Origin of the sequence: Franconibacter daqui (assembly GCF_014644275.1) — a bacterium.
Taxonomy (GTDB): Bacteria; Pseudomonadota; Gammaproteobacteria; order Enterobacterales; family Enterobacteriaceae; genus Franconibacter; species Franconibacter pulveris.
This window is the reverse complement of sequence record NZ_BMKJ01000001.1, coordinates 377,335-401,476: the sequence shown is the minus strand read 5'-3', so window position 1 is coordinate 401,476 and position 24,142 is coordinate 377,335. Positions and strand designations below refer to the sequence as shown.

General features: G+C 58.6%; 19 protein-coding genes. 12 read left to right on the top strand and 7 right to left on the bottom strand.

Features of this window, described 5'->3' with window-relative positions; translation table 11 throughout:
- Window positions 1–16 precede the first annotated feature (16 nt).
- Window positions 17–427 carry a nucleoside diphosphate kinase regulator gene (gene rnk, locus IEX01_RS01905; protein ID WP_024555469.1) on the top strand — a complete coding sequence of 137 codons (411 nt, stop codon included), beginning with the start codon at window positions 17–19 and terminating at the stop codon, window positions 425–427.
- A gap of 138 nt (window positions 428–565) precedes the next feature.
- Here rnk and IEX01_RS01900 read toward each other — a convergent pair whose 3' ends face one another.
- The 3 genes from IEX01_RS01900 to ahpC all read right to left on the bottom strand — a co-directional run bounded on the left by IEX01_RS01900 (window position 566) and on the right by ahpC (window position 4,537).
- Complete coding sequence (locus IEX01_RS01900) at window positions 566–1,816, bottom strand: zinc-dependent alcohol dehydrogenase (RefSeq protein ID WP_024555470.1); 1,251 nt, start codon at window positions 1,814–1,816, stop codon at window positions 566–568.
- 340 nt (window positions 1,817–2,156) lie between these two features.
- Window positions 2,157–3,722 carry an alkyl hydroperoxide reductase subunit F gene (gene ahpF, locus IEX01_RS01895; RefSeq protein ID WP_024555471.1) on the bottom strand — a complete coding sequence of 522 codons (1,566 nt, stop codon included), beginning with the start codon at window positions 3,720–3,722 and terminating at the stop codon, window positions 2,157–2,159.
- A gap of 251 nt (window positions 3,723–3,973) precedes the next feature.
- Complete coding sequence (ahpC, locus tag IEX01_RS01890) at window positions 3,974–4,537, bottom strand: alkyl hydroperoxide reductase subunit C (RefSeq protein WP_024555472.1); 564 nt, start codon at window positions 4,535–4,537, stop codon at window positions 3,974–3,976.
- A gap of 388 nt (window positions 4,538–4,925) precedes the next feature.
- On the opposite strand from ahpC, the gene dsbG reads away from it, so the two are divergent.
- Window positions 4,926–5,669, top strand: a complete 744-nt coding sequence (gene dsbG, locus IEX01_RS01885; protein WP_188723720.1) for a thiol:disulfide interchange protein DsbG — start codon at window positions 4,926–4,928, stop codon at window positions 5,667–5,669.
- A 125-nt stretch (window positions 5,670–5,794) separates the two neighbouring features.
- Entirely contained in the window at window positions 5,795–6,712 is a 918-nt protein-coding gene (gene citR / locus IEX01_RS01880) for a DNA-binding transcriptional repressor CitR (protein WP_188723183.1), read from the top strand.
- A gap of 24 nt (window positions 6,713–6,736) precedes the next feature.
- Here citR and IEX01_RS01875 read toward each other — a convergent pair whose 3' ends face one another.
- On the bottom strand, window positions 6,737–7,897 hold the full coding sequence (locus IEX01_RS01875) for a pyridoxal phosphate-dependent aminotransferase (protein WP_024555475.1): 1,161 nt from the start codon (window positions 7,895–7,897) through the stop codon (window positions 6,737–6,739).
- Between the two features lie 140 nt (window positions 7,898–8,037).
- On the opposite strand from IEX01_RS01875, the gene IEX01_RS01870 reads away from it, so the two are divergent.
- Genes IEX01_RS01870 through IEX01_RS01860 form a run of 3 tightly spaced genes read left to right on the top strand, consistent with a single transcriptional unit; the run spans window position 8,038 to window position 9,877 of the window.
- Entirely contained in the window at window positions 8,038–8,652 is a 615-nt protein-coding gene (locus IEX01_RS01870; protein WP_024560898.1) for a methylthioribulose 1-phosphate dehydratase, read from the top strand.
- Complete coding sequence (gene mtnC / locus IEX01_RS01865) at window positions 8,649–9,338, top strand: acireductone synthase (protein ID WP_188723182.1); 690 nt, start codon at window positions 8,649–8,651, stop codon at window positions 9,336–9,338. Before IEX01_RS01870 ends, mtnC begins: the two co-directional genes overlap by 4 nt.
- Window positions 9,335–9,877, top strand: a complete 543-nt coding sequence (locus IEX01_RS01860) for a 1,2-dihydroxy-3-keto-5-methylthiopentene dioxygenase (RefSeq protein ID WP_024555478.1) — start codon at window positions 9,335–9,337, stop codon at window positions 9,875–9,877. Before mtnC ends, IEX01_RS01860 begins: the two co-directional genes overlap by 4 nt.
- Window positions 9,878–10,461: 584 nt before the next feature.
- Here IEX01_RS01860 and IEX01_RS01855 read toward each other — a convergent pair.
- From IEX01_RS01855 to fes, 3 genes are read right to left on the bottom strand one after another with little or no spacing between them, the layout of a single operon-like run.
- Window positions 10,462–14,379: an enterobactin synthase subunit F gene (locus IEX01_RS01855; protein WP_188723181.1), complete on the bottom strand. Its 3,918-nt coding sequence runs from the start codon at window positions 14,377–14,379 to the stop codon at window positions 10,462–10,464.
- A gap of 3 nt (window positions 14,380–14,382) precedes the next feature.
- Window positions 14,383–14,598, bottom strand: coding sequence for an MbtH family protein (locus IEX01_RS01850; protein WP_024555480.1), 216 nt, complete (start codon window positions 14,596–14,598; stop codon window positions 14,383–14,385).
- 14 nt (window positions 14,599–14,612) lie between these two features.
- Window positions 14,613–15,842: an enterochelin esterase gene (gene fes / locus IEX01_RS01845; protein WP_188723180.1), complete on the bottom strand. Its 1,230-nt coding sequence runs from the start codon at window positions 15,840–15,842 to the stop codon at window positions 14,613–14,615.
- Window positions 15,843–16,114: 272 nt separating this feature from the next.
- Here fes and IEX01_RS01840 point away from each other — a divergent pair, with 272 nt between their 5' ends.
- From IEX01_RS01840 to IEX01_RS01815, 6 genes are all read left to right on the top strand, one after another.
- A complete protein-coding gene (locus IEX01_RS01840; RefSeq protein WP_188723179.1) occupies window positions 16,115–18,367 on the top strand; it encodes a TonB-dependent siderophore receptor in 2,253 nt (750 codons plus the stop codon).
- Window positions 18,368–18,466: 99 nt separating this feature from the next.
- Window positions 18,467–19,132, top strand: a complete 666-nt coding sequence (gene entD / locus IEX01_RS01835) for an enterobactin synthase subunit EntD (RefSeq protein ID WP_188723178.1) — start codon at window positions 18,467–18,469, stop codon at window positions 19,130–19,132.
- A gap of 327 nt (window positions 19,133–19,459) precedes the next feature.
- Window positions 19,460–20,320 carry an ATP-binding protein gene (locus IEX01_RS01830; protein WP_229701801.1) on the top strand — a complete coding sequence of 287 codons (861 nt, stop codon included), beginning with the start codon at window positions 19,460–19,462 and terminating at the stop codon, window positions 20,318–20,320.
- 21 nt (window positions 20,321–20,341) lie between these two features.
- Window positions 20,342–21,619: a hypothetical protein gene (locus IEX01_RS01825; RefSeq protein WP_125454189.1), complete on the top strand. Its 1,278-nt coding sequence runs from the start codon at window positions 20,342–20,344 to the stop codon at window positions 21,617–21,619.
- Window positions 21,616–23,379 (top strand): methyl-accepting chemotaxis protein, encoded by a 1,764-nt coding sequence (locus tag IEX01_RS01820; protein ID WP_188723176.1) that lies wholly within the window; start codon window positions 21,616–21,618, stop codon window positions 23,377–23,379. Before IEX01_RS01825 ends, IEX01_RS01820 begins: the two co-directional genes overlap by 4 nt.
- Window positions 23,376–24,020 (top strand): OmpA/MotB family protein, encoded by a 645-nt coding sequence (locus IEX01_RS01815; protein WP_024555486.1) that lies wholly within the window; start codon window positions 23,376–23,378, stop codon window positions 24,018–24,020. The genes IEX01_RS01820 and IEX01_RS01815 overlap by 4 nt, the downstream gene beginning before the upstream one ends.
- Window positions 24,021–24,142: the final 122 nt, after the last annotated feature.

Below are 24,142 nucleotides of genomic sequence, written 5' to 3'. Positions count from 1 at the left end.
TCGACATGGAGTAAATATGTCCCGACCTGCCATTATCATTAACGAACTCGACGCAGAGCGTCTCGATATGCTGCTTGAGAAGCCCGCCTTCGCCGGTTTGCCTGTCGCTCAGGCGTTAAACGAGGAACTTGACCGCGCGCAGATCTGCCGCCCGCAAGCGCTGCCCGCCGATGTGGTGAGCATGAACAGCCAGGTCAAGTTTCGCGACCTGACCAGCGGAGAGGTCTATCTGCGCACCCTGGCTTACCCGGCGCAGGTGACCGACAGCACGTCACAGCTCTCCGTTATGGCGCCAGTGGGCGCGGCGCTGCTGGGGCTGCGCGTGGGCGACGCCATCCGCTGGCCGCTGCCGGACGGCAGCGAAACCCATCTTGAAGTGCTTGAGCTGCTCTACCAGCCTGAAGCGGCGGGCGAGTACCACCGCTAAGCCTGTTCAGAGGATGCCCCGCATCCTCTTTCCGTTTTTATCGAGCGTTTACGACGCTGCGCGCCCTTCAGCGAACCTTCAGCGCTTTTGCTTTGGACAGGCAAAAAAACGCCGCTGGCGATGCAGCGGCGCGACGGGTTACGGCTGTACCGGGTTTAGCGGCTCCAGCGGCGTATTGCTAAGCGCGCTTGCGCGTTCGCGGGCGGCTTCCGGCGTGGCGGCGCCCGGCACAAGAATGACCTTGCGGCACTCCTCTTCTTTCTTCTCGAAAACCTTGTAGCCGTGCACCGCATCTTCCAGCGGTAAATAGTGGGTGACGATTTCTTCGGGCGTCAGCAGCCGTTTTTCAACTAACGGCAGCAGCTCCGGCAACCATGCCTGAACGTGCGTCTGGCCCATTTTGAACGTCAGCCCTTTGTCGAAGGCGTCGCCAAACAGAAAGCCGTGGATAAAGCCCGCATACACGCCAGGCACGCTGACTACCCCGCCGCGGCGCACCGCCGCGATGCACTGGCGCAGCGCTTTACCGCTGCTGCCTTCAATTTTCAGGTTGCTCAGCACGGTTTCGGTCAGGCTGCCTTTAGCCTCAAACCCGACGGCGTCAATGACGGCGTCAACGCCGCGGTTGCCCGTTGTGTTTTCGATGATAAACGCGGCCGGGTCGTCGTTATCGTCAAAGTTGATAGGAATAGCGCCGTAGCGTTCTTTGGCGAATGCCAGGCGGTAATTATTGTGGTCGATACTAAAGATCTGCTCCGCCCCCAACAGGCGGGCGCAGGCGGCGCAGAGCAAGCCCACCGGACCGGCGCCGAAGATAGCAACGCTGGAGCCTTTTCCAACCTGCGCATTTTTTACCGCCTGCCAGGCTGTAGGCAGAATGTCGGAGAGAAACAGCACTTTGTCATCCGAAAGCACCGGCGGCACTTTGAGCGGGCCGACGTTGCCTTTCGGCACGCGTACATATTCCGCCTGGCCGCCCGGCACGCCGCCATACAGGCCGCTGAAGCCGAAGAGTGCGGCGGGCGACGTTATCTCTTTTTTGTTAAGGATGGCGCCACGCCCGGGGTTGGTGGTTTCACAAGCGGAGTATTGGTGGAGCTTACAGAAAAAACATTCGCCGCAGGCGATAACAAAAGGGATCACCACGCGGTCGCCTTTGCGCAGGTCTTTCACGTCGCGACCGGTCTCTACCACCTCCCCCATAAATTCATGGCCGAAGATATCGCCGTGGCTCACCTGAGGGATTTTGCCGCGATAAAGGTGCAAATCGGAGCCGCAAATCGCAGTGGCGGTGACGCGTAAAATCACATCATCCTGCGCTTCGATAATGGGATCCGGGACGTTTTCAACTTTGACATTATGAGGGCCGTGGTACGTCAGCGCTTTCATGTCGACCTCCTGGCGGATAAGTGAATGGTGTCGCAAGGCGATGAGCCCGGCAATTATTCAAGGGTAGACGGGGTAGCCGCGAGCTTGCACTGTTACCTACGCTGGGGTATTGGCGGTTTAAGAATAATCCTGGTGAGAAGCGCAGCGCTGAAATACAGGACTAAGCGAGCCTGCGTAAGGCCAGTAAAACGTCATATTCGCTGCATTGCGGGCAGCCTGCGCCCTCCTGGCGGATAGCGCTGCGACGCAAGCATGATGGAATAATCAAACCTCTGCGTTAAAAATAAAAAAGCCGCCCCGGAGGGCGGCTTTATCAGCGCAGGCTGTCTTACTTTTTTGATTATGCCGTCTTAGTGCGGATCAAATAATCAAAGGCGCTGAGCGAGGCTTTCGCCCCTTCGCCGGTGGCGATGATTATCTGCTTGTACGGTACGGTGGTGCAGTCGCCCGCCGCGAACACGCCTTTCACGCTGGTTTCGCATTTGGCGTCGATAATGATTTCGCCCATGCGGTTGCGCTCAACGGCGCCTTCCAGCCAGGTGGTGTTCGGCAGCAGACCAATCTGTACGAAGATGCCCGCCAGCTCCAGGTTATGGATAGAGCCGCTCACGCGATCCTGGTACTCAAGACCCGTCAGTTTGGTGCCGTCGCCTTTCACTTCGGTGGTCATGGCGTTCAGAATGATGTCGACGTTTTTCAGGCTGCGCACTTTATCCTGCAGCACCTGGTCGGCTTTCATTTCCGGCGCGAATTCCAGCAGGGTAACGTGTTCAACGATGCCCGCGAGATCAATCGCCGCTTCCACGCCGGAGTTGCCGCCGCCGATAACCGCTACGCGCTTACCTTTAAACAGCGGGCCGTCGCAGTGCGGGCAGTACGTTACGCCGCGGGTGCGATACTGCTCTTCGCCCGGCACGCCCATGTTGCGCCATTTCGCGCCGGTCGCAATGATGATGCTGCGCGCTTTCAGCACGGCGCCAGAAGCGGTTTCAATCTGGTGCAGGCCGCCTTCAGTCGCCGCCGGAATCAGCTTCGTGGCGCTCTGGGTGTCGATAACGTCGACTTCATAGTCGTTGACGTGCGCTTTCAGCGCGCCAGCCAGCTTCTGGCCTTCAGTTTTCGGCACGGAGATATAGTTTTCGATATCCACCGTGTCCAGCACCTGGCCGCCGAAACGCTCGCCCATCAAACCAGTACGGATGCCTTTACGAGCAGAGTAAACCGCCGCCGCCGCGCCCGCCGGGCCGGAGCCGACAATCAGCACGTCAAACGCGTCGCGTTTGTTCAGCGCTTCTGCCGCGCGTTTTTCCGCGCCGGTATCGACTTTAGAAACGATTTCCGCAAGCGTCATGCGCCCGGAACCGAACTCAACGCCGTTCAGGAACACCGCCGGAACGCCCATCACGTTGCGATCGGTGATTTCATTCTGGAACGCGCCGCCGTCAATCGCCGTGTGCTTGATGCGCGGGTTCAGCACCGACATCAGGTTCAGCGCCTGCACCACGTCCGGGCAGTTGTGGCAAGAGAGCGAGTAGTAGGTTTCGAACTCAAAGTCGCCATCCAGCGCAGCTATCTGCTCCAGCATCTCTTTCGCTTCTTTCGACGGGTGTCCGCCGGTCCACAGCAGCGCGAGAACCAGAGAGGTAAATTCGTGACCCAACGGGGAACCGGCGAAACGCGGGCCCTGGGTTGAACCTGGGTTAGTAATCAGGAATGAAGGTTTGCGCACGGCCAGCGTGTTGTCTTCTTTGAAAGAGACTTTATCTGACAGTTCCGCGATTTCAGCCAACAGTTCCTTGATCTCTGCCGATTTTGCGCTGTCATCCAGCGTGGCAATCAACTCAACAGGCTTTGTCAGTCGCTCAAGATAGGCTTTGAGCTGGGTTTTCATGTTTGTGTCGAGCATTGTTAATCTCCTGGGCTTAAAACATCATCATGCAAGCTGCCTTTTGCGGCTGCCTGAATGCAACTTGAATCATGGTGTGCGGGATAAAAATCGGGTGCAAAACTGCACCCGATATAAAGCATCTATTTTTCAAAGGATTTTCGCTTCAGAGCAAGGCGGCGAGCGCTCAAGTCCCCGGGAGCTTACTAAAGTAAGTGACCGGGGCGCGAACGTGAAGCCAACACAGCTATGACGCGAAAGCCGAAGAAAAATTAGATTTTGCCGACCAGGTCGAGGGAAGGAGCCAGAGTCGCTTCGCCTTCTTTCCATTTAGCCGGGCAAACTTCGCCTGGGTGAGCGGCAACGTACTGCGCTGCTTTGATTTTACGCAGCAGGTCAGACGCGTCGCGGCCGATGCCTTCAGCGGTAACTTCAATGGCCTGAATGATACCCTGCGGGTCAACGATGAAGGTGCCACGGTCAGCCAGACCTTCGTCTTCACGCATGTTTTCGAAGTTACGGGTCAGGGCGCCAGTCGGGTCGCCGATCATCGCGTATTTGATTTTAGCGATGGTTTCGGAGCTGCTGTGCCATGCTTTGTGGGTGAAGTGGGTGTCGGTAGAAACGGAGTAAACGTCTACGCCCAGCTTCTGCAGTTCTTCGTAGTGGTCTGCAACGTCGCCCAGTTCAGTCGGGCAAACGAAGGTAAAGTCAGCCGGATAGAAGAAGAATACGCTCCAGCGGCCTTCAGTGTCTTTCTCGGTAACTTCGATGAATTCACCGTTTTTGAACGCCATGTTTTTGAAAGGTTTGATTTTGGTATTAATCAAGGACATCTATACTTCCTCCGTGTTTTCGATGTGTGTAAGTTATCGAAGTTTATTGATTGGTGCCAATGCGTTTGCATTATCAAATCAATAAGTGATAGCTAACAACCCACCGCTAACCGATTTGTGAACTAAACCAGGCCAACGCCCGCCATGTGCTGCCTTTTACGCAAGCGTAACGCGAAAAACAAAAAAGCCGCCCGCAGGGCAGCCTTCTGAGCGGTAAACCCCGCAACGAAATTCAGCGCAACGCGAGCCTACCAAAAGGCACCGGCAGCGCCAGCGATTAAAACACTCCCTTTTTCAAAGGGCAATCGGGACGATGAAAACTCCTGCCTATGACTGTGACAGGAATCGCTTATCAATATCCTGCGCCCGCTTTAACGTTAAGGATTTTATTATGAAACGCCTGCTACTGCTTTCGACCCTGCCCTTCTGCGCCAGCGCGCTGGAGCTGCCCGCCCCGGTGAAAGCTATAGAAAAACAAGGTGTTACCATTATCAAAACCTTTCCAGGCCCTAACGGCATGACGGGGTATCTGGGTAAATACCAGGAGATGGGCGTGACCATTTACGTGACGCCGGACGGCAAGCACGCTATTTCCGGGTACCTCTACGATGATAAAGGCGTCAACCTGAGCGAAAAACGCATTGAGCAAGAGCTCTACGTGCCCGCCGGGCGCGAAATGTGGCAGCGGCTGGAAAAAGCGAAATGGATAAGCGACGGTAAAGCCGACGCGCCGCGCAAAATCTACGTTTTCGCCGACCCTTTCTGCCCATATTGCCGCCAGTTCTGGCAGCAGGCGCGCCCCTGGGTTGAGTCTGGCAAAGTGGAGCTGCGCACGCTTTTAGTCGGCGTGATAAAACCGGAAAGCCCCGCTTACGCCGCCGCCATTCTGCGCGCCAAAGATCCAGCGCAAGCCTGGCGGGCGTTCGAGCAATCCGGCGGTAAAACGGCTCCGGCGCTGCCGACGCGCGTACCCGAGGAGCAGGCGAAGGCGGTCAACATGAATCAGAAATTAATGGATGAACTTGGCGCTAACGCCACTCCTGCTATCTATTACATGAATGAAGAGAATGTGCTGCAACAGGTGGTAGGCCTGCCGGATGCAGAGAAGTTTGCCGCCATGATGGGAAAATAAATCTATGTATTATTGATAAAAAACAAAGCGGGGCGCATTGCCAGCGCACTTTTTATAAACTCAGCTATGCTCTTAAAATAAATTAACGAAGCGCGAAACGCTTTTTGTAATTGCTGAGGCTGGCAATGGCTAATCTTCAGGATTTAAAAAAGTTTGACCTCAATCTGCTGGTCATCTTCGAATGTATTTACCTGCATCGCAGCGTCAGCAAAGCGGCTGAAGCGCTGTTTCTTACCCCTTCGGCGGTCAGCCAGTCGTTACAACGCCTGCGCAATCAGCTCAACGATCCGCTGTTTATCCGCTCCGGCAAAGGCATTAGCCCTACCACCGTAGGCACAAATTTGCATATTTATCTTGAGGATAACCTTAATCAGCTGGAGCAGACGATCAACATCATGCAGGGCGCGCCGCTGCGCAAAAGTTTCGTTATTTATTGCGCCCAGTCGCTCGCTATCGATTTTTTCCCGACGCTTGCGGAAAAGTTTTTTCAGCAAAGCGATTACGAGCTGATTCATTACGATTCAGCGCTTAAAAATGAGACAGCGGAAGACCTGCTTATTTATCGCAAAGCGGATGTGATTATTGGACTGACGCCTATTCTCAGCCATTCCATTATTTGCAAATCCTGTTATAGCGAAGAGACGGTGCTGGTGTGCGGCATGGAACATCCGCGCCTGAAGGAAAAAACCGATGCCGTGATGCTGGCGCAGGAGAAATTCACCCTGTTTCAGGGCACAGGCCAGGGGCAAAAAGATTTCCATGTGAAAACCGACGAGGCGCTGCCGGAGCGCAGGATAGCCTTTCGCAGCAATTCCGCCATGTCGATTCTCGCAATGATAAGCAAAAGCGAACTGGTGGGGATCCTGCCGCGCTCCACTTACGAACGTTACAAATCGCTGTTCCCGATTAAGCGCCTGGAGACCGCCTTTACGCTGCCGAAAGTGGAATATTACATGGCCTGGAACCGCGCCGCGCTGGCTAACCCCGCCGTTACGCAGCTTATCGCCGATATCGAAGGCTATTTCGCAACGCGAAACGCGTAACCCCGGCCTGCGCCGGGGAGCGCGTTAAATGGCGGCGAGTTTTTCCGCCGCAGCGAGCAACGTCGCTTCCTGCTTGGCGAAGCAGAGGCGAATAAGCTTATGCGGGAACGGATCGGCGCAGAAGACCGAAAGCGGAATAGCCGCTACCCCTACCTCTGTTGTCAGCCACTGGCAAAAGCTGACATCGTCCATGTCAGAGATAGCGCTGTAGTCCGCCAGCAGGAAATAGGTTCCCTCGCAGGGCAAAATCTCAAAACGGCTGTTCGCCAGCGCCTGGACAAAGCGGTCGCGACGGGCCTGATAGAACGCCGGCAATTCGCGATAATGCGCCGGCTGGCTGCGCAGCATATCGGCAATCGCCAGTTGGGCGGGCGTATTCACCGCGAACGTTAAATACTGATGTACCTTGCGCAGCTCAGCGCTGATCGCCGCAGGCGCCACGCAATAGCCCACTTTCCAGCCGGTCATATGAAAAGTTTTGCCGAACGAGGAGACGGCGATGGCGCGCTCGCGTAGCTGCGGATGCGCCAGCACGCTGGCGTGCCCTTCTTTCGCAAAGCAGATGTGCTCATACACTTCATCACTTAATACATAAATTTCACGCTCCGCGATGGCCTGCCACAGCGCGGCGAAATCCTCTTTTTGCCAGACGGTAGCGGAAGGGTTGTGCGGCGTGTTCAGGATAACCAACCGCGTACGCTCGCTCAGCAGCGAAGCGAAATGCGCCCAGTCGACGCGAAAATGCGGCGGTTGCAACGCCTGGCGCTTCAGCACGCCGCCTGCAAGCTGCACCGCCGGGGCGTAGCTGTCGTAGCTTGGGTCGAAGCAGATAACCTCATCGCCCGGGCGCACCAGCGCGGTAATGGCGGCATAAAGCGCTTCTGTCGCGCCTGCCGTTACGGTGATATCGCTTGTCGGGTCGGGATAATGGCCGTAAAGCGCTGCGGTCTTGTCGGCAATCGCTTCGCGAAGCGGTTGCACGCCGGTCATCGGCGCATACTGGTTAGCGCCCTGCGCCACATGGTAAGCGAGCCGCTCCTGCAGGTAACGCGGGCCGTCAAAATCGGGGAACCCCTGGGAAAGGTTAATCGCGTTATGCTGCTGCGCAAGTGCGCTCATCCGGGTGAAAATCGTGGTGCCGAGAGAAGGCAGTTTGCTCTCGGGAATCAAAGGTTTAATGCTCATTATTGGTTAACCTTTTGCGCCTGTTTCTGTTTACCCTGTGTTGCCGCCACTATAACACGATGTTAAGCTTTGGCAATCAAGACGCTTAGACGTCTAAACCATAACATTATTCCTGCCGCCACCACGCCACAAGGAAAGCTATGACACAACACCTGCAACTGGCCGCGCTTGTTGAAGCGTGCCACTGGATAGGCGCCAAAGGCTGGGCTCCGGCCACCGGCGGCAATATGTCGGTGCGCGAAGACGCCCGCTGGTGCTGGCTCAGCGAGTCTGGCAAAGATAAAGGCAGCCTGACGACGGCGGATTTCCTGCAAGTGGAGATAGCCACTAACAAGGCGCCGTCCGGGCGCAAGCCCTCCGCCGAAACCGGTCTGCACACCCTTATTTACCGCCTTTTTCCTGACGCCGCCGCCGTGCTGCACGTGCATACCGTTAACGCGACGGTGCTTTCACGCGTGGAAAAAAGCGGCGAACTGCGCCTGAGCGGCTATGAAATGCAGAAATCGCTCAGCGGGCAGACGACCCATCTTGATACTCTGCCCATCGCCCTTTTTGATAATGACCAGGATATCGACGCGCTGGCCGGGCGCATTGAGGCTTACAGCCGCGAAAACCCGCTGCGCTACGGCTTTTTGCTGCGCGGCCACGGGCTAACCTGCTGGGGACGCAGCGTGGAAGAAGCGAAGCGCCATCTGGAAGGGCTGGAATTTTTATTTGAATGCGAAATGCAGCGCAGGCTGCTGGAGAGAAGATGATCCGCGCCATTGTTACCGATATAGAAGGCACAACCAGCGACATTCGTTTCGTGCATAACGTGCTGTTCCCGTACGCTCGCGAGCGGCTGGCAAGCTTTGTTCAGGCGGGCGTTGATAGCGACCCCGTGCGCGCAATCCTGGATGATTTACGGGCGGAAATTTCACAGCCGCAGGCGACCCCGGACGCGCTGATTGCCGTGCTGCTCGGCTTTATGGAGGAAGATCGCAAATCCACCGCCCTGAAAGCGCTGCAGGGACACATCTGGCGCGACGGCTACGTCAACGGCGATTTTACCGGCCACCTTTACCCGGACGTGCTGCCCGCATTGCGGCAATGGAAATCGCAAGGGATTGATCTCTATGTTTATTCCTCTGGTTCCGTCGCCGCGCAGAAACTGTTATTTGGCTACAGCGACGAAGGTGATATTACTGGGCTTTTCAGCGGTTATTTTGACACGCACGTTGGCGCGAAGCGGGAAACGCAGTCCTACCGCAACATAGCGGAGCAGATTGGTTTGCCGCCGGATCAGTTGCTGTTCCTATCCGATATCCGCCAGGAGCTGGACGCCGCGCGCGAAGCGGGCTGGCAGACGATACAGCTGATTCGCGGCGAGGCTGACCATGAAAGCCGCCATCGCCAGGTTTCCCGTTTTGATGACATTCACCCGGAGCAAACTTCTCTATGAGCGCACTGACAATTTTTACCGATAAGGAGGCCGGTGAGCCGCTGTTCCACAGCCGCGACGCCGAGGCCATTCGCGAAAAACTTAACGCGCAGGGCGTGCGTTTCGAACGCTGGCAGGCAGACCGTGACCTGGGCGCCAACCCGGATGCGGAAACGGTGATTAAGGCGTATCAGCACGCCATCGACCGTCTGGTGGCGGAGAAAGGGTATCAGAGCTGGGATGTGATCAGCATGCGCGCCGACAACCCGCAAAAAGCGGTGATGCGCGAGAAATTTTTAAACGAGCACACCCACGGCGAAGACGAAGTACGCTTTTTCGTGGAAGGCGCGGGGCTGTTTTGTCTGCATCTCGACGGCCACGTCTACCAGGTGTTGTGCGAGAAAAACGATCTGATCTCGGTGCCCGCCGGCACGCCGCACTGGTTCGATATGGGCTCCGAGCCGCACTTTACCGCCATCCGCATTTTCGATAACCCCGAAGGCTGGATAGCGCAGTTTACCGGCGACGATATCGCGCAAGGCTATCCACGGCTGGCGTGACGGGGCCGTAGGGGGATTCGCGCTTTTCCCCCTCACCCCAACCCTTTCCCCAAAGAGGCGAGGGAGAAAACCCGCGAGTGGCGCGGCGCTTACCCGCCCTCCTGACCAACAACACGCAGTCTGCCCTATAGCGACACCACCTCAACTGTTTTAATCAACCTGTCAGCGATGACGTTTATCCGGCCTCAAAATCGCCTTCCGGGCGGGCAGATGGCCGGGGCACGCCGGTCGGACAAAAACGCCGGGAGCGTTTTTGAACAACGCAAAGCGTTGGCCCCGAAGGGGCGAGGCCCATGGATGGGCCGAGTAACTGCCGTCAGGACCGACCCGAAGCCAGATGACAGACCGGAAGGTTTGCCCCGAAGGGGTCGATTTTGCGAGCCGGGAGCCGGGATGGTTAAGGGGGCGGCGGCGAGCCCCCTTAACACGTTCGCGTGAAGGAAGGGTACATATTCAACCTCCGCTCCGGCGAACGTAACCTTTCACTGTCCATGCTGATATCCCGAGGGAGTAAGGCCCAGCGCCTGTGCCCCTCTCCCCACAAGCGCGAGAGAAAAAACAGCGCCCCGCTGAACGGCGTCGTCTTACCCCAGAATGCCCTTCAACACCGGCCCTATCGCCTCAAACGCCTGCGGGCTGATGATATCCACGTGCGCGCAGTCTACCGGGTGAATTGCCGTTTCGCGCGTCCATGGCGCCCAGATCTGGCGCGGATCCATGCCCGGCGTGACGGTGCGCTGCGCCACAAACAGCGTCGCTTTACCGTCAAAACGCACGCTTTCCGCTGTCGCCAGCAGGCGCACCGCGTCGGCGTAGTTGCCTTCGATAGCCTCAAACAGACGCGCGGGGCCTTGCCCCTGTTGAGCGGCGATAAACGCTTCACGCTCGCGCTCAATTTCCGCCAGCACCGCCGGGTCGAGCTCATTCGCCCCCTTCTGCGCCCAGTTTTGCGACTCCGGCGGCCAGGTGTCGAGCAGCCCAAGGAAGGCCACCTCTTCACCCGCCGCCTTCAGGCGCGCCGCGATGCCGTGCGCCAGCGTGCCGCCAAGGGAATAACCGAAGAGATAATAAGGACCGCGGGGTTGCAGTTCGCGCAGCGTGGCGAGGTGCGCGTCGCAGACCTCAGCGACCGACGCCGCCTGCTGCATCGGGCCTTGCGGTCGCGGCGACTGGATGCCGGTGATGGACCAACGCGGGTCGAGCCAGCGCTGCAGCACGCTGAACTGCCAGGCGAAGCCGGAAGCGGGATGGAAACAGAAAAGCGTCGGGCCGCTCCCCTGGCGAAGCGGCAGCACGGCCTCAAACCCGGCCTGCTCCGCCTGCGCCTCGCTCTGGCCGCTTGCGAGCAGCGCCGCCAGTTTTTCCACGGTCGATGCGGTCATCACCTGGCCTACCGTTACCGGCAAACGCAGCGTGCGTTTAAGCTCGGCGGCCAGCCGCATGGCGAGCAGCGAATGGCCGCCAAGGGCGAAGAAATCGGCCTGCACGTCGTCAATGTCGATACCGAGCAGTGCAGAAAACGCTTTCGCCACCGTCGTCTCAAGACCCGGCGCTGGGCTGCGCCCCGTCGCGCAGGCCTGCGCCTTCGGCAGCGGCAGTGCTTTGCGGTCAAGCTTGCCGTTAGCGCTGAGCGGCAACGAAGGCAGCTGAATCAGCAACACCGGCACCATATGCGCAGGCAATAGCTCGCTTAAGCGTTCGCGCAGCGCAGCCGCATCCAGCGGCAGGCCGGAAGCGGAAACCAGATAGCCCACCAGCTGGCGCGCATCGCCGCCGTTCGCCGCGTTTTCATTCAGCACGCAGGCGTGGGTCACCGCCTGCGCCACGTCCGGCAGTCCCTGCATTATTTTGTCGATTTCACCCAGCTCGATGCGCTGACCGCGAATTTTCAGCTGGTCGTCGCTGCGGCCCAGGTATTCCACCGCGCCGTTCGCCAGCCACCGTGCCACGTCGCCGGTGCGGTACATCCGCGCGCCAGGGGCGAACGGGTCGGCAATAAAGCGGCTGGCGGTGAGGTCCGGTCGCGAAAGGTAACCCTGCGCCAGTTGAATGCCGGTGAGGTAGAGATCGCCGGCAATGCCCGGCGGCACCGGGCGCATCGCCGCATCCAGAATGCGAAGGCCGGTATTCCAGACCGGGAAGCCGATCGGCACGCTGGCGCCCGTGACGTTCGCCAGCGCGTCGCCGAAAGCGGGATACCAGCTCACGTCCACCGCCGCTTCCGTCGGCCCGTAAAGGTTATGCAGCGGCGCGGCGGTCAGTTGCTCCCACTGGCGACAAAGCCCGGCAGGCAACGCCTCTCCGCTGCAGAAAACCTGGCGCAGCGTCGCGCAGGCAGCCACGGCTTCTGGCGTTGTCAGCGAGGCGACAAACGCGGCGAGCATAGAGGGCACAAAGTGCGTGGTGGTCACTCGCCAGCGGGCGAACAGCGCCTGCAACGCCTGCGGATCGCGATGCGCCTGCGGCGGCGCCATCACGAGGCGTGCGCCCACCAGCAGCGGCCAGAAGAACTCCCATACCGAAACGTCGAAGCTGCACGGCGTTTTTTGCAGCACCACGTCATCCGCGCCAAGCGGATAGTGGTTCTGCATCCACAGCAGGCGGTTGACGATAGCCGTCTGGCCTACCATCACCCCTTTCGGCCTGCCGGTGGAGCCGGAGGTAAAAATCACATAAGCCGTGTGCTCCGGGCGTGAAAGCTGAAGCTCCTGCGGCGCGTTGACGTCAAGCGGCTCGGTGTAGCAGATGCTTTTCAGCCCCGGCAACGCGCTAAAGCGCGGCTGCTCTTGCGGCGTAGTGATAAGCAACCGCGGCGCGGCGTCTTCCAGCATCATGCGCAGACGATCGTCCGGGTAGCCGGTATCAAGCGGCAGCCAGGCGGCGCCCGCTTCGACAATCGCCTGCAAGGCGAGAGAAAGAAAGACCGAGCGCGGCAGCGCCACCGCCACCACGTCGCCGGGACGTACGCCCTGCGCTATCAGTTCAGCCGCGAGCGTCAGCACTTGCTCGCGCATTTCACGGTAGCTGAATTGATAGTATTCATCCGCCAGCGCTGGCGCCTGCGGCGTGGCGCTCGCCTGACGCGCCAGCAGGCTGCTTAAGGTCTCAACCGGCAGCGTCATGGCGGTGTCGTTGACCTGCCGAAGCTGCTCTGTCTCCGCAGGCAGCAGCAAGTCCGCGTCGATACAGCGACGCTGCGCATCGGCGGCAAACTGCGCAAGTAAAAGCGGCAGGCGCGCCAGATGCCCTTCCAGCGTCGTTTCGTCATAGCGTTCAGCGTTGGCCAGCAGTTCCATGGCGACCGCGCCCTGCTCGTCCACATAAAGCGCAATCTCGATATCTTTCACCGGACCGGAGGCAAGCTGATGGGTAATGCCCTCAATGCCGTCGAAATCCAGCCGGTAGTCGAACATCTTCAGGTTCAGCACCGGGCCATAGAGCGGCGCCTCCTGAGTGACGCGCCCGGCGTCACGCAGCACCTGCTCCGCGTCGTAACGCTGATGACGGCGCAGCCGCTTTAACTGCTTCGCCAGGCTTTCGGCAAAAGCGGGCAGCGTTTGCTGCGGCGCAACGCGCACCGCGAAAGGCAGCACGTTAAGCACCGGGCCGGTCGCAGTCAGCGCCGCGGAGCCGATGCGGCGCATAAAGATAAAGCCTGCGCTGTAATCGCGCCGCCCGCTCAGCCTCCCTAACCACAGCGTAACCAGCGCCAGCGCCATATCGGCCGGGGAAAGCGCGCCTGCCTGGCGCATCAGCTGGCTGAATGCGCGCGGGTCAAAGCGCACCGTGCGGCGGATAAGCGCCGTGGTGGCACTCTGCCCGGTGAGCGGGTGCGAAGAGAGCGTGGCGGGCGGCGGCAGCTCGCTCAGCTGCTGCGCCCAGAAAGCGGCGTCTCGGGTAAAGGCGTCGGAGCGCTGGTAACGGGCATACTCCTCCACTACCTCGGCGAAAGGCGTGAAGGGCGAAGGCGACGGCGTTTCGCCTTTGCGCCAGGCGCGATAAATATCGGCGATCCGGCGGGTAATGGCGGTAAAACTAAAGCCATCCACCACCATATGATGATAGCGCTGATACCAGAACCAGCGGCTGTCGGCTAAGCGCAGCAGGGTGTGATGATAAAGCGGCTTGCCGCTCTCCACGCGTAGATCCTGGTCGAGGTCGTCGCGCATGTGCGCCAGCGCGGTTTGCTCCGGCGCGGCGTCGTTTCGCAGGTCGATAATTTCGGGCGAGCGGAAAATAAAGTGCGGGTCGATGCGCTGGCTGACCACGCCGTCGCGCTCTTCAAAGCGCATCCGCAGCGTGTCGGCTTCCGCCATGCCCGTGACGATGGCGCGGGCAAGCAGCGCGGCGTCAAGTTCGCCATTAAGCTCAACATAGTGCGCCACGCTCCAGGCGTTGCGCTGGTCGGAAAGCTGCTCCGCCATCCAGATGCCGGGCTGCGCCGCCGCCAGCGGCAGTTCGCGTTGCTGTTCCGTCACCGGGGAAAGGATTGTATCGGTCATGGTTTACTCGCTCGCGACGGGGACAAAATGGCCTGGCTGAAGGGTCTGCCAACGCGCGGCGAGCCAGCGCTGGCACTCTTCCTGCGACTGAGGTTCGCACACAACGCGCCAGCCTTGCGGCAGCTGGCAATGTTCCGGCCAGAGGCTGAACTGCCGGTCGCTGTTTTCGAGCAGGTAAAATCGCCCCTGCGGGTCATCGAAGGGATTTGCAAATTCCATACATACTCCTGTCTTTAAGTACGCGCCTGCGGTTCGGTAAGCGGGCGCCAGAGCGCGCAAAGCCCTTCCGTCAACCCGCCCCGCCAGCAAAGCGCGTCGTGTCCGCCGTCAACCTGACGCCAGAAAAGCGGCTGCTGGGTGTGTAGTAAGGAATAAAGGCGCTGGTTGGCCTTATGAATAAGCGGCTCGTGAATGCCCGCTTCAAGAAAAATACGCAGCGGCCGCGCGTCGAGCCGGCCTTCGAGCAATTGCTCCACCAGCCAGCCGTCTTGCTCGCCGCCGCGGTTCGGCCACCAGAAGGAGCCGGACTGGCTCAGCACGTTGCCAAAGCGCTGCGGCCAGTTGAGCCCGGCGTAAAGCGCGGCGAGGCCGCCAAAGCTCTGCCCCGCCACCACTGTGGTCGCCGCTTCATCGCGCCAGGGCGCGATGGCCTGCACCTGCGGCAACAGCTCCTCCTGCACCGCCAGCCAGAAATCGGCATTGCAGGGCAACTCGTGGCTACGGTGAACGGTGTCGATGACATCAATAAGCAGGTAAACCGCAGGCGGCAGTGTTTTGTCGTTAGTCAGCGCCTGCAACGCGGGAAAGATGGGCTGGCTCTCGGCCCAGAACTGGCCGTCGAGCAAAATCGCCAGCGGGCGCAGCTCAGGCTGCGCTTCACCGGTGGTGAAAACCCATATGCGGCGGCTGTTAGCAAGGCGATGGCTGTGCCATTGAATACAGCGCGGCGGGTGATGAGGCGCCTGCGGCTTATCCCATCCGGGCTGCGGCGGCGCGCCGGGGAGATGCAGCGCCGAAACCGGGTGGCCGCGTCCGCCGCGCCAGTGGGCCGGGTTGAAGGGGTCGGCGATAGCGCCTGGCAAGAGTTTGCCCCAGCCTGCGCGCAGCGCCGCGCGGTCTGGCGCCTCGCCGGTAAAGACCTCGGGGGCGAAGTCATCCGTCCGCTCAGAGGGGATCAGGCAGTAGCTGCCGCGCCAGCGGGCGTTGAGGGTGATTTGCCAGCGCCAGGCGTCGGTGCCGGGCACGCGCGTCAGACTTTGCGGCCGGGAAGGCTTATGGTGATCGGTCAGGCCGGTGATATAGAGCCAGACGCGCTGTATGCGCGAGCGTTCCTCGTTCCCCGCCGGATCTCGCCACCAGAAGGTCACTTTACACTCGCCATTCGCCCCGCAGACGATGTCAGGGATACCCTGCGCCTGTTTCGCCTGCCACCAGGCTTCACTTCCCGTTGTGTGCGCCGTCACTTTATTAACCCCTTGTTAATCATGGCAAAAGCCCTTACCGCCAAGAAATTCATGATAATATTATTGATAATTATTTGCATTTGCAATAGCGTATGGGCGCGCTGTGGGAAGCGCATAAGGTATTCAGAAAATGACGAAAACCGCCTGATGTTTTGGCCTCATCGCTCCAGGATGAGTGACGCATTGCAGGCCGCACCGGGCATTATCCACGCTGCGCCACGCCCTTTGGGTACGGAACATATGGTCGGCAGCGCAGAAAAGCAGGACATAAAATGAATAAGAAGATCCACTATTCCCTCGCGATGTTAATCAACATGGGAATCTATGGCGTTGCGCTGTCGGCAAATGCCGCGCAGACCGCTGCTGTTGATAGCGAAGCAGCTCCCGCCGCCGGTGATGACACCATTGTGGTTACCGCCGCCCAGCAAAACCTGCAGGCGCCTGGCGTTTCCACCATTACCGCAGATGAAATCCGTAAAAACCCGCCTGCGCGCGACGTTTCTGAACTCATCCGCACCATGCCTGGCGTTAACCTGACCGGCAACTCCACCAGCGGCCAGCGCGGAAACAACCGCCAGATTGATATTCGCGGCATGGGACCGGAAAACACCCTGATCCTGATTGACGGCAAACCGGTGACCAGCCGCAACTCGGTGCGTCTGGGCTGGCGCGGCGAGCGCGATACCCGCGGCGACACCGCCTGGGTACCGCCGGAAATGATTGAGCGCATCGAAGTGATCCGCGGCCCGGCGGCGGCGCGCTACGGCAACGGCGCGGCGGGCGGCGTAGTGAATATCATCACCAAACGCAGCAGCGACGAATGGCATGGCTCGTGGAATACCTATCTCGACGCGCCGGAGCACAAAGACGAAGGCGCCACCAAACGCACCAACTTCAACCTGACCGGCCCGCTCGGCGGCGATTTTAGCTTCCGCCTGTACGGCAACCTGGATAAAACCCAGGCCGACGCCTGGGACATCAACAAAGGGCATGAGTCTGAACGTACCGGCAGCTACGCCAACACCGTGCCTGCCGGGCGTGAAGGTGTGATTAACAAGGATATTAACGGCCAGCTGCGCTGGGATTTCGCACCGCTTAACTCGCTGGAGCTGGAGGCGGGATACAGCCGTCAGGGCAACCTGTATGCGGGTGATACGCAAAACACCAACACCAACGCGCTGGTGAAAAAGAATTACGGTAAAGAGACCAACCGGCTTTATCGCCAGAATTACTCGCTGACCTGGAACGGCGGCTGGGACAACGGCATCACCACCAATACTTATGCGCAGTACGAACACACCCGCAACTCGCGCAAAAACGAAGGTCTGGCGGGCGGCACCGAAGGGATTTTCTCCAACGAGAATTTCTCCAATATCGATCTGAGCGACGTGCTGCTGCACAGCGAAGTTAACCTGCCGCTCGATCTGCTCGTTAACCAGAACCTGACGCTCGGCACCGAGTGGAACCAGCAGCGCATGAAGGACCTGGCCTCCAACACCCAGTCGCTGACCGAAGGCGGCACCATTGGCGGCGTTGACGCCACCAACCGCAGCCCCTACTCCAAAGCGGAAATCTTCTCGCTCTTCGCCGAAGACAATATGGAGCTGACCGACAGCACCATGCTGACGCCGGGCTTGCGCTTTGACCATCACACTATCGTCGGCGATAACTGGAGCCCGTCGCTGAACCTGTCCCAGGGGCTGACGGACGATATTACGCTGAAGATGGGCATCGCCCGCGCCTACAAAGCGCCGAGCCTGTATCAGACCAACCCGAACTACATTCTCTACAGCCGCGGCCAGGGCTGCTATGCCAGCGCCGGCGCCTGTTACCTGATGGGCAACGACGACCTGAAAGCGGAAACCAGCATCAATAAAGAAGTGGGCCTGGAGTACAAACGCGACGGCTGGCTGGCAGGGGTAACCTGGTTCCGTAACGACTATCGCGACAAGATTGAAGCGGGCTACTCGCCTGTCGGCAAAGCGTCGAAAGCGACAACGGACGTTTACCAGTGGGAAAACGTGCCGAAGGCGGTGGTGGAAGGCCTGGAAGGCAGCCTCAACGTGCCGGTCAGCGACACGGTGAACTGGACCAACAACTTCACCTACATGCTGCAAAGCAAGAACAAAACCACCGGCGACCGACTGTCGATTATCCCGGAATATACGCTGAACTCGACGCTGAGCTGGCAGATTCGCCAGGATATCTCCGTGCAGTCCACGTTCACCTGGTACGGCAAACAGCAGCCGAAGATCTATAACTACAAAGGCGCGCGCGCGACCGGCAGCGAAACCAACGAAGTGAGCCCTTACAGCATCGTTGGCCTGAGTGGCACCTGGGATGCGACCAAAAATGTCAGCCTGACGGCGGGCGTGGATAACCTCTTCGACAAGCGCCACTGGCGCGCAGGCAACGCGCAGACCACCGGTAACGACACAACGAAATCGTATATGTACGGCGCAGGCGCGGAAACGTACAACGAGTCAGGCCGCACCTGGTTTGTTAGCGTTAACACGCATTTCTGATAGCCTGGCGTGAAAAATAAAAGGCGGGGGGCGACTCCCGCCTTTTTGTTGTGTGTTGTTACACTACGCCCACGTTCTCCCCTCGCGCACTTTACCGTTATGCAAACCCAGCTCCGCCCGTTTACGTTCGCCGGCCACACGCTGTTTCGCGTTGATTTCGACCCGGCGACGCTGCACCCCGCCGACCTGTTCTGGCTGGCGCACCACGCGCAGATAACGCGCTTCGCGCCGCGCAGGCAGGCCGAGCACCTGGCCGGGCGGATAGCGGCGGCGGCGGCGCTGCGCCACGCCGGAAGCGACAGCCCTGCGCCTGGCATTGGCGCGCACCGGGAACCGCTCTGGCCACAGGGGTTTTGCGGCAGCATTACCCATACCGCAGGCGTGGCGATAGCGGTGGCGGTAAAGCGCGACAGCGCAACACAGGGCATCGGCATCGACCGGGAAACGCTGCTGGATGAACGCAGCGCGCCGGATATCGCCGAAGGCGCGCTTCAGGCTGGCGAGCGCCTGCGCCTGCATCAGACTTCCCTTCCTTACCCGGTCGCCGTCACGCTGGCGTTTTCCGCCAAAGAGAGTCTTTTTAAGGCGCTTTTCCCGCAGGTAAAAACCCGGTTTGGCTTTGAGTGCGCAGAGTTGCTCTCTGTCACTGAGGGCAGGCTTGAGTTGCGTCTCACACAACCTCTCGGGCCATTTGGCGTAAACGAACGGTTCATTGTTCACTGGCTTCAGAATCAAAGTACGCTCATGACGCTAGCCCACTATTAACGCGCTTTCTCCAGCATCCACCCTGAGATCCCCAATTCCAGGGGGAAGGGGTATTAAACACGTTATTTTATTCAAGGCGATCCTTAGCATGCCGATAAACCCTTAACCTAAAAAACATTTTATACCGCGCTGATTACGTCAACAGACCGGCAAGAGGGCGTATTTCGTCTGGCGAAACGCCGTCTGAGGAAGGGAGTGTGACGTCATTCAGCGCTCAGGGATAAGCCTGAGATGACCCGCCCTACCAGAGATACGGCTGCTGAAAGAGACGCCCTTGCGCCTCCATATCGGGCTGATACAGAGAAACGCTTCGCTGTTGAAAGCGCCGTGCAAACGCCACGGTTTACGTTAAATAAAGACGTCATTTTATCAGCCGCTACCCGCACTTCGCTCGACGAATGCCTCGCCCGCTTGCGTTTTCACCACACCATTTATCAACAATGGAATTTTGCAAGCGTGGATCCGATGGGCATGACCGCCATTCTCAACTTTTACGGGCCGCCGGGAACGGGCAAAACCCTTTGCGCCGAAGCGCTGGCAGGTCAGCTTGGCCTGCCCTTTCTCTCGCTTGGCATTGCAGAGCTTGAGAGCAAATTTATGGGGGAAACGGCGAAAAACATTCAGGCAGCCTTTGCCTGCGCCCGCAAAACCGGCGCGCTGCTTTTTTTCGATGAGGCCGATACCTTACTGGGCAAACGTCTCTCTTCCGTTACGCAAGGTGTCGATAACGAAGTGAATGCTATGCGCTCTACCCTGCTTATCGAACTGGAACGTTTTGAAGGCATCGCCGTGTTCGCTACCAATTTCGCGGGCAATTATGATGAAGCGTTTCGTAGCCGTATCGGCTATCACGTTGAATTTACGCTGCCCGACCAGCCCGCCCGCCAGCAGCTCTGGAGTAAATTTCTGGTGGCCGATATTCCCCTGGCCGACACGCGCGACACCTTGCTGGAAGCCGCAAGCGGGCTTTCTGAAGGTCTTGCCGGGCGTGAAATACGCACCTGCATGCGCCTTGCTCTGCCAAAAGCGTTGCTGGAAGCCGAGCGCGACGGCGTTTCACCACGCCTCGCAACACGTCATTTACAGGCAGCGATCGAACAGGTTCTCGCCTCGCGTCAGGCTGTCGCCAGCCGTGCGGGCCACCTGCCAGACGATGTCAACACAGCAAAAAAACTACTGGGCGTTTAAGAATAATAAAGGAGAGTGGAAATGGGTTTTTGGTCAAGCATGGGGAGTAGGTTAAGCAGTTTCGTCAGTTCTGCGGTTAGCGTAGCCAGCCGGGCGTGGGATAGCGTAAAAGAGACCGCTGCCAGAACCGTTTCATGGATGGCTGATAAAGCGGAAACCTTTGTCGGCAGCGTAAAAAAGGTCTGGGATAAAGTAAAACCCATTATCAACAACGTCATTCGTCCGATTGTGCAGACGGCGGCGAAGCTTGCCACCAAAGTGCTGCCGCAGTTTCCCTGGATTGGCGGCGCGTTGAATGCGCTGGATCGCGCCCTTGGTTTGCTGGTTGAGTGGGATAAGAGCGATCTTGCTAAACGCATCAGTAAAGCCATTGAATGGGCGATTAAAAAAGCGAAGGCGCTGAAAGATATCTTCCTTACGCCCGAAGAGATGGAAGAGGCCCGCCGGCATGAAGAGGCGCTGCGCGAAGCGCGCAGCCAGATGCGCGGTGAGGCGGCCCTTGCCATCGACTTAGCCAGCCTGATAACCCACTACGCCCAGCTCTCAACCCGTATTCAGGATGTGCTGGAAAACATTCAAATTAACGATTTTGACCATTACCTGCGCCTGCGCGCCGCGCAGAAACTGCTGAAAGAAACCGAACAACGCCTGACCCGCGCACAGGATATCAATGTCATTACCAATGACGACCTGTTCCTGATTGAAACGGGCAGCGAACTGCTTAAGCCCAACCCTCAACTCAGCGATAGCGCGACGCAGCGTCTGAATGATGTCGTGATGGCGCGTTTCGGCCAGAAACTGCTGCCGTTTGTTTTTGAAGAGATGATCATGGCCTGGGGCTACAACCTCCAGGCGATGGAAAACGAGTGGAAATCGCTTAGCGAAGCGCTCTCTAAAGAAGAAGTGCTGCTGCGTCGCCTGAAAATTGGCGAGCGCTTGGGCGATCTGTCGCCGGAAGAGGCGCAGATGTTAAGCGCCCTTGAGGCTCGCCTTCCGGCTCAGCAGAGCGAAATGGAAAACAAACGCAAACGCACCAACGAGATGCGTAATTACGTCTTCGCCGCTGAGGGCTTCCTGCAACTGCTGGAGAAAGAGCCGGGCGACTTTATCGCTGAAGGCCGCGACTACCTGCTGGAAGACAGCAACGCCGCCGGGATGATCATTATCGATTGCGCCCAGTATGGCAAAACCTGGGAACAGCTCACCTTCGACGAGCAAAGCCTGATTATCGATTTCGCCAATATTTTCGAAGAGGCGAGCCGCGCGCGCGCGCAAAAACTGGTTGAGGTGGCCGCATGACGCCCCAGGAGTTCTTCGCCTTTTTACTGCCGCGCATGGAGGTTATTCAGCTGGGGTTTGGCGGCCTCATGCTGATAATGGTGTTGGTCACCATAGGCTTGCTTTGCACCCGCGCCAACGCTACGCAATGGGAAAAAAAATGGCACGCCGGCACGCCGGATAACACGGCGGACGATCTTGACGTTGAGCATGGATCGGTTCATGAGATTAGCGCAGCCGTCGCCACCACCGGGGAAAAAATGGCCGACATCATGCCGGGCGTTTTACTGATAATTGGTCTTCTCGGCACCTTTCTTGGCCTGGGCATTGCGCTGAACAAAGCCTCCGACATTCTTATCGACGCTAACTCGGCCGGTATGGACAGCGCCATGACCAACCTGATGGGCATGATGGAAGGTCTCGGAACGAAATTTAAAACCTCCACCTGGGGCATTATCGCGTTTCTGTTTCTGAAAACCTGGGCGGCAATCGGCAAATATGACGAGAAGCGCCTGCGCTGGTGCGCGCAGAAGATGAAAGCCGTCTTCGAGCAGAAGCGTCAGGCTGCGCATCTTAAGCAGTCGCGCACAGAAGAGCGTTTTATTCTGGCTCTTGAAACGATTGACGCCAGCATCAGCCGTCAGGGTGACGCTACGCAAAGCGCCCTGCTCGCGCTTCAGACTGGCATCGAGCCGCTGCTTAAGACGCTGACCGCGCAGGGAGCCGACGCCCTGCAGGCAAGCCATGCGTATGGCGAACGGCTCACGCAGATGGGCGACACGCTTGAGGGGATTCGCCAGGATGCCGCCGGGCAAATGCAGGCGCAGGCTGAACGCCAGGATAAACAGCTGGCGCAAGCTATCGCCACCCGGGAATCATTGCAGCGCTTTATAGAAGCCAACGGTGAAAACCTTGCCGCCATTCAACACTCCGCGCAACAGATGGCCAATGCCGCACAGGGAATGGGCGACTCGGCGAAGAATTTGCAGTCGGCCATCGATGGCTTCCGTACAGGCGTGACCGACGTGCTGGCAACGCTTAAAACCGATCTGGGTTCCACCATCGACCAGATGGGCGACAGCTTCAGCCAGAATATGGAATCCATTTCCGCCAATATGGCTAACGCCACGAACGGTATCTCCCATGCGGTGACCGATCTTTCGCAAAATGTGGGCGCGACCATGAATGAGGTGCGCGGATCGATCGAAAAATCGATGGATTTGCAGAGCAAAACGCAGCGCGACTTTATTATCACCAGCGAAACGCTGAACGAAAAAGTTATCGCCATGACCCGGCTGGTTGACGACCTGCGCGAGCAGATTGTCAGCGGCCTGCGCGCGGTTTCTGAAAACGGCCGCCGCGTCGCCAGCCTGAATACCCGTTATGAAGCGCTTACGGATGCAGGCGTGCAGAGCGCCGAAGCCATCGCTGCGCTGGTAGAAGAACTCAGGACGATGCAGCAGCGCAGCCCGCTTCAGCCCGCGCTGGAAAAGATTGACGCTGGTATCGGTCAACTCGTTCGTAGTGTTGAAAAAGCCCATAACGACGCCCTGAGCGGCAGCGAAGCATCCAGCGCGCTCGCTTCGCTGGATAACCGATTAACCGATACGCTAACAACGCTGAACGCCATCCAGCGCGAACTGGCTGCCACCCACCAGGCGTCGGGCAACGCGCAGTTGGCGCAAACGCTCAAACCTCTGTCAGCGACGTTGCAAAGCCTTGAACGCAAGCTTTCGGCTCCGGACACGCTTAACCCCGCCGCCTGGGGAGTGGTGTCGTGAAAGATAAACCGAATGAATGGGTTTCCGTCTCAGACCTGATGTCGGGCGTCATGGCGGTGGTCATGCTGCTGCTGGTTATGTCTGTGCTGCAAAAAACCTGGTCGGACGTTAAGCATAAGCAGGAAATGGAACAGGGCATTGGCGCCCAGCGCGCTAAGGTCGGCAAAATGCTGGAGGAGATAAAAACCTCGCTGGACGGCATGCAAAACGAGGGCCTCGTAGCCCTCGACAGCGGCTCGCAAAAAATTACGCTGCGTGACGGCGTCTTTAATCGGGGGAGCGCCTGTATCGCCCCGGCGGCGCGGCAAGCGCTGGCCACCATCGAAACGCAGGTAGTGAAGTTTTTAAACGAATTTAGCGCAGGCCAGGTGTATATCGAAGGTTATACCGACAATCTCCCGGTTGCTCGTCCCGTCACTAACTTTGATAGCTTCTGCACCGTTTATGACGATAACTTTACCCTTTCAGCCGCCCGCGCCAGGGAAGCGCGTAAGTTTATTGTGGGCGATCTGAAAACAGCCATCGCGCGAAGAGTGATCGTTGCGGGTTATGGTGATTCGCAGCCTATTCCAGGGGTACCGCCAGAAGATGCCCGGCAGCGACGGATAGAAGTTCGTTTTGTGTTAGCGGATAAGCAGTAACTTCTCCGGCGGACGACGGGCCGTTCGCCGCGCCGCCTATCCCGAGCGGAATGCTCTGATAACGCGGGTGCGCCTGTGACTTCAGATTCTCCCGATACCGCGGCCCGGCCGCGCAGGCGAAG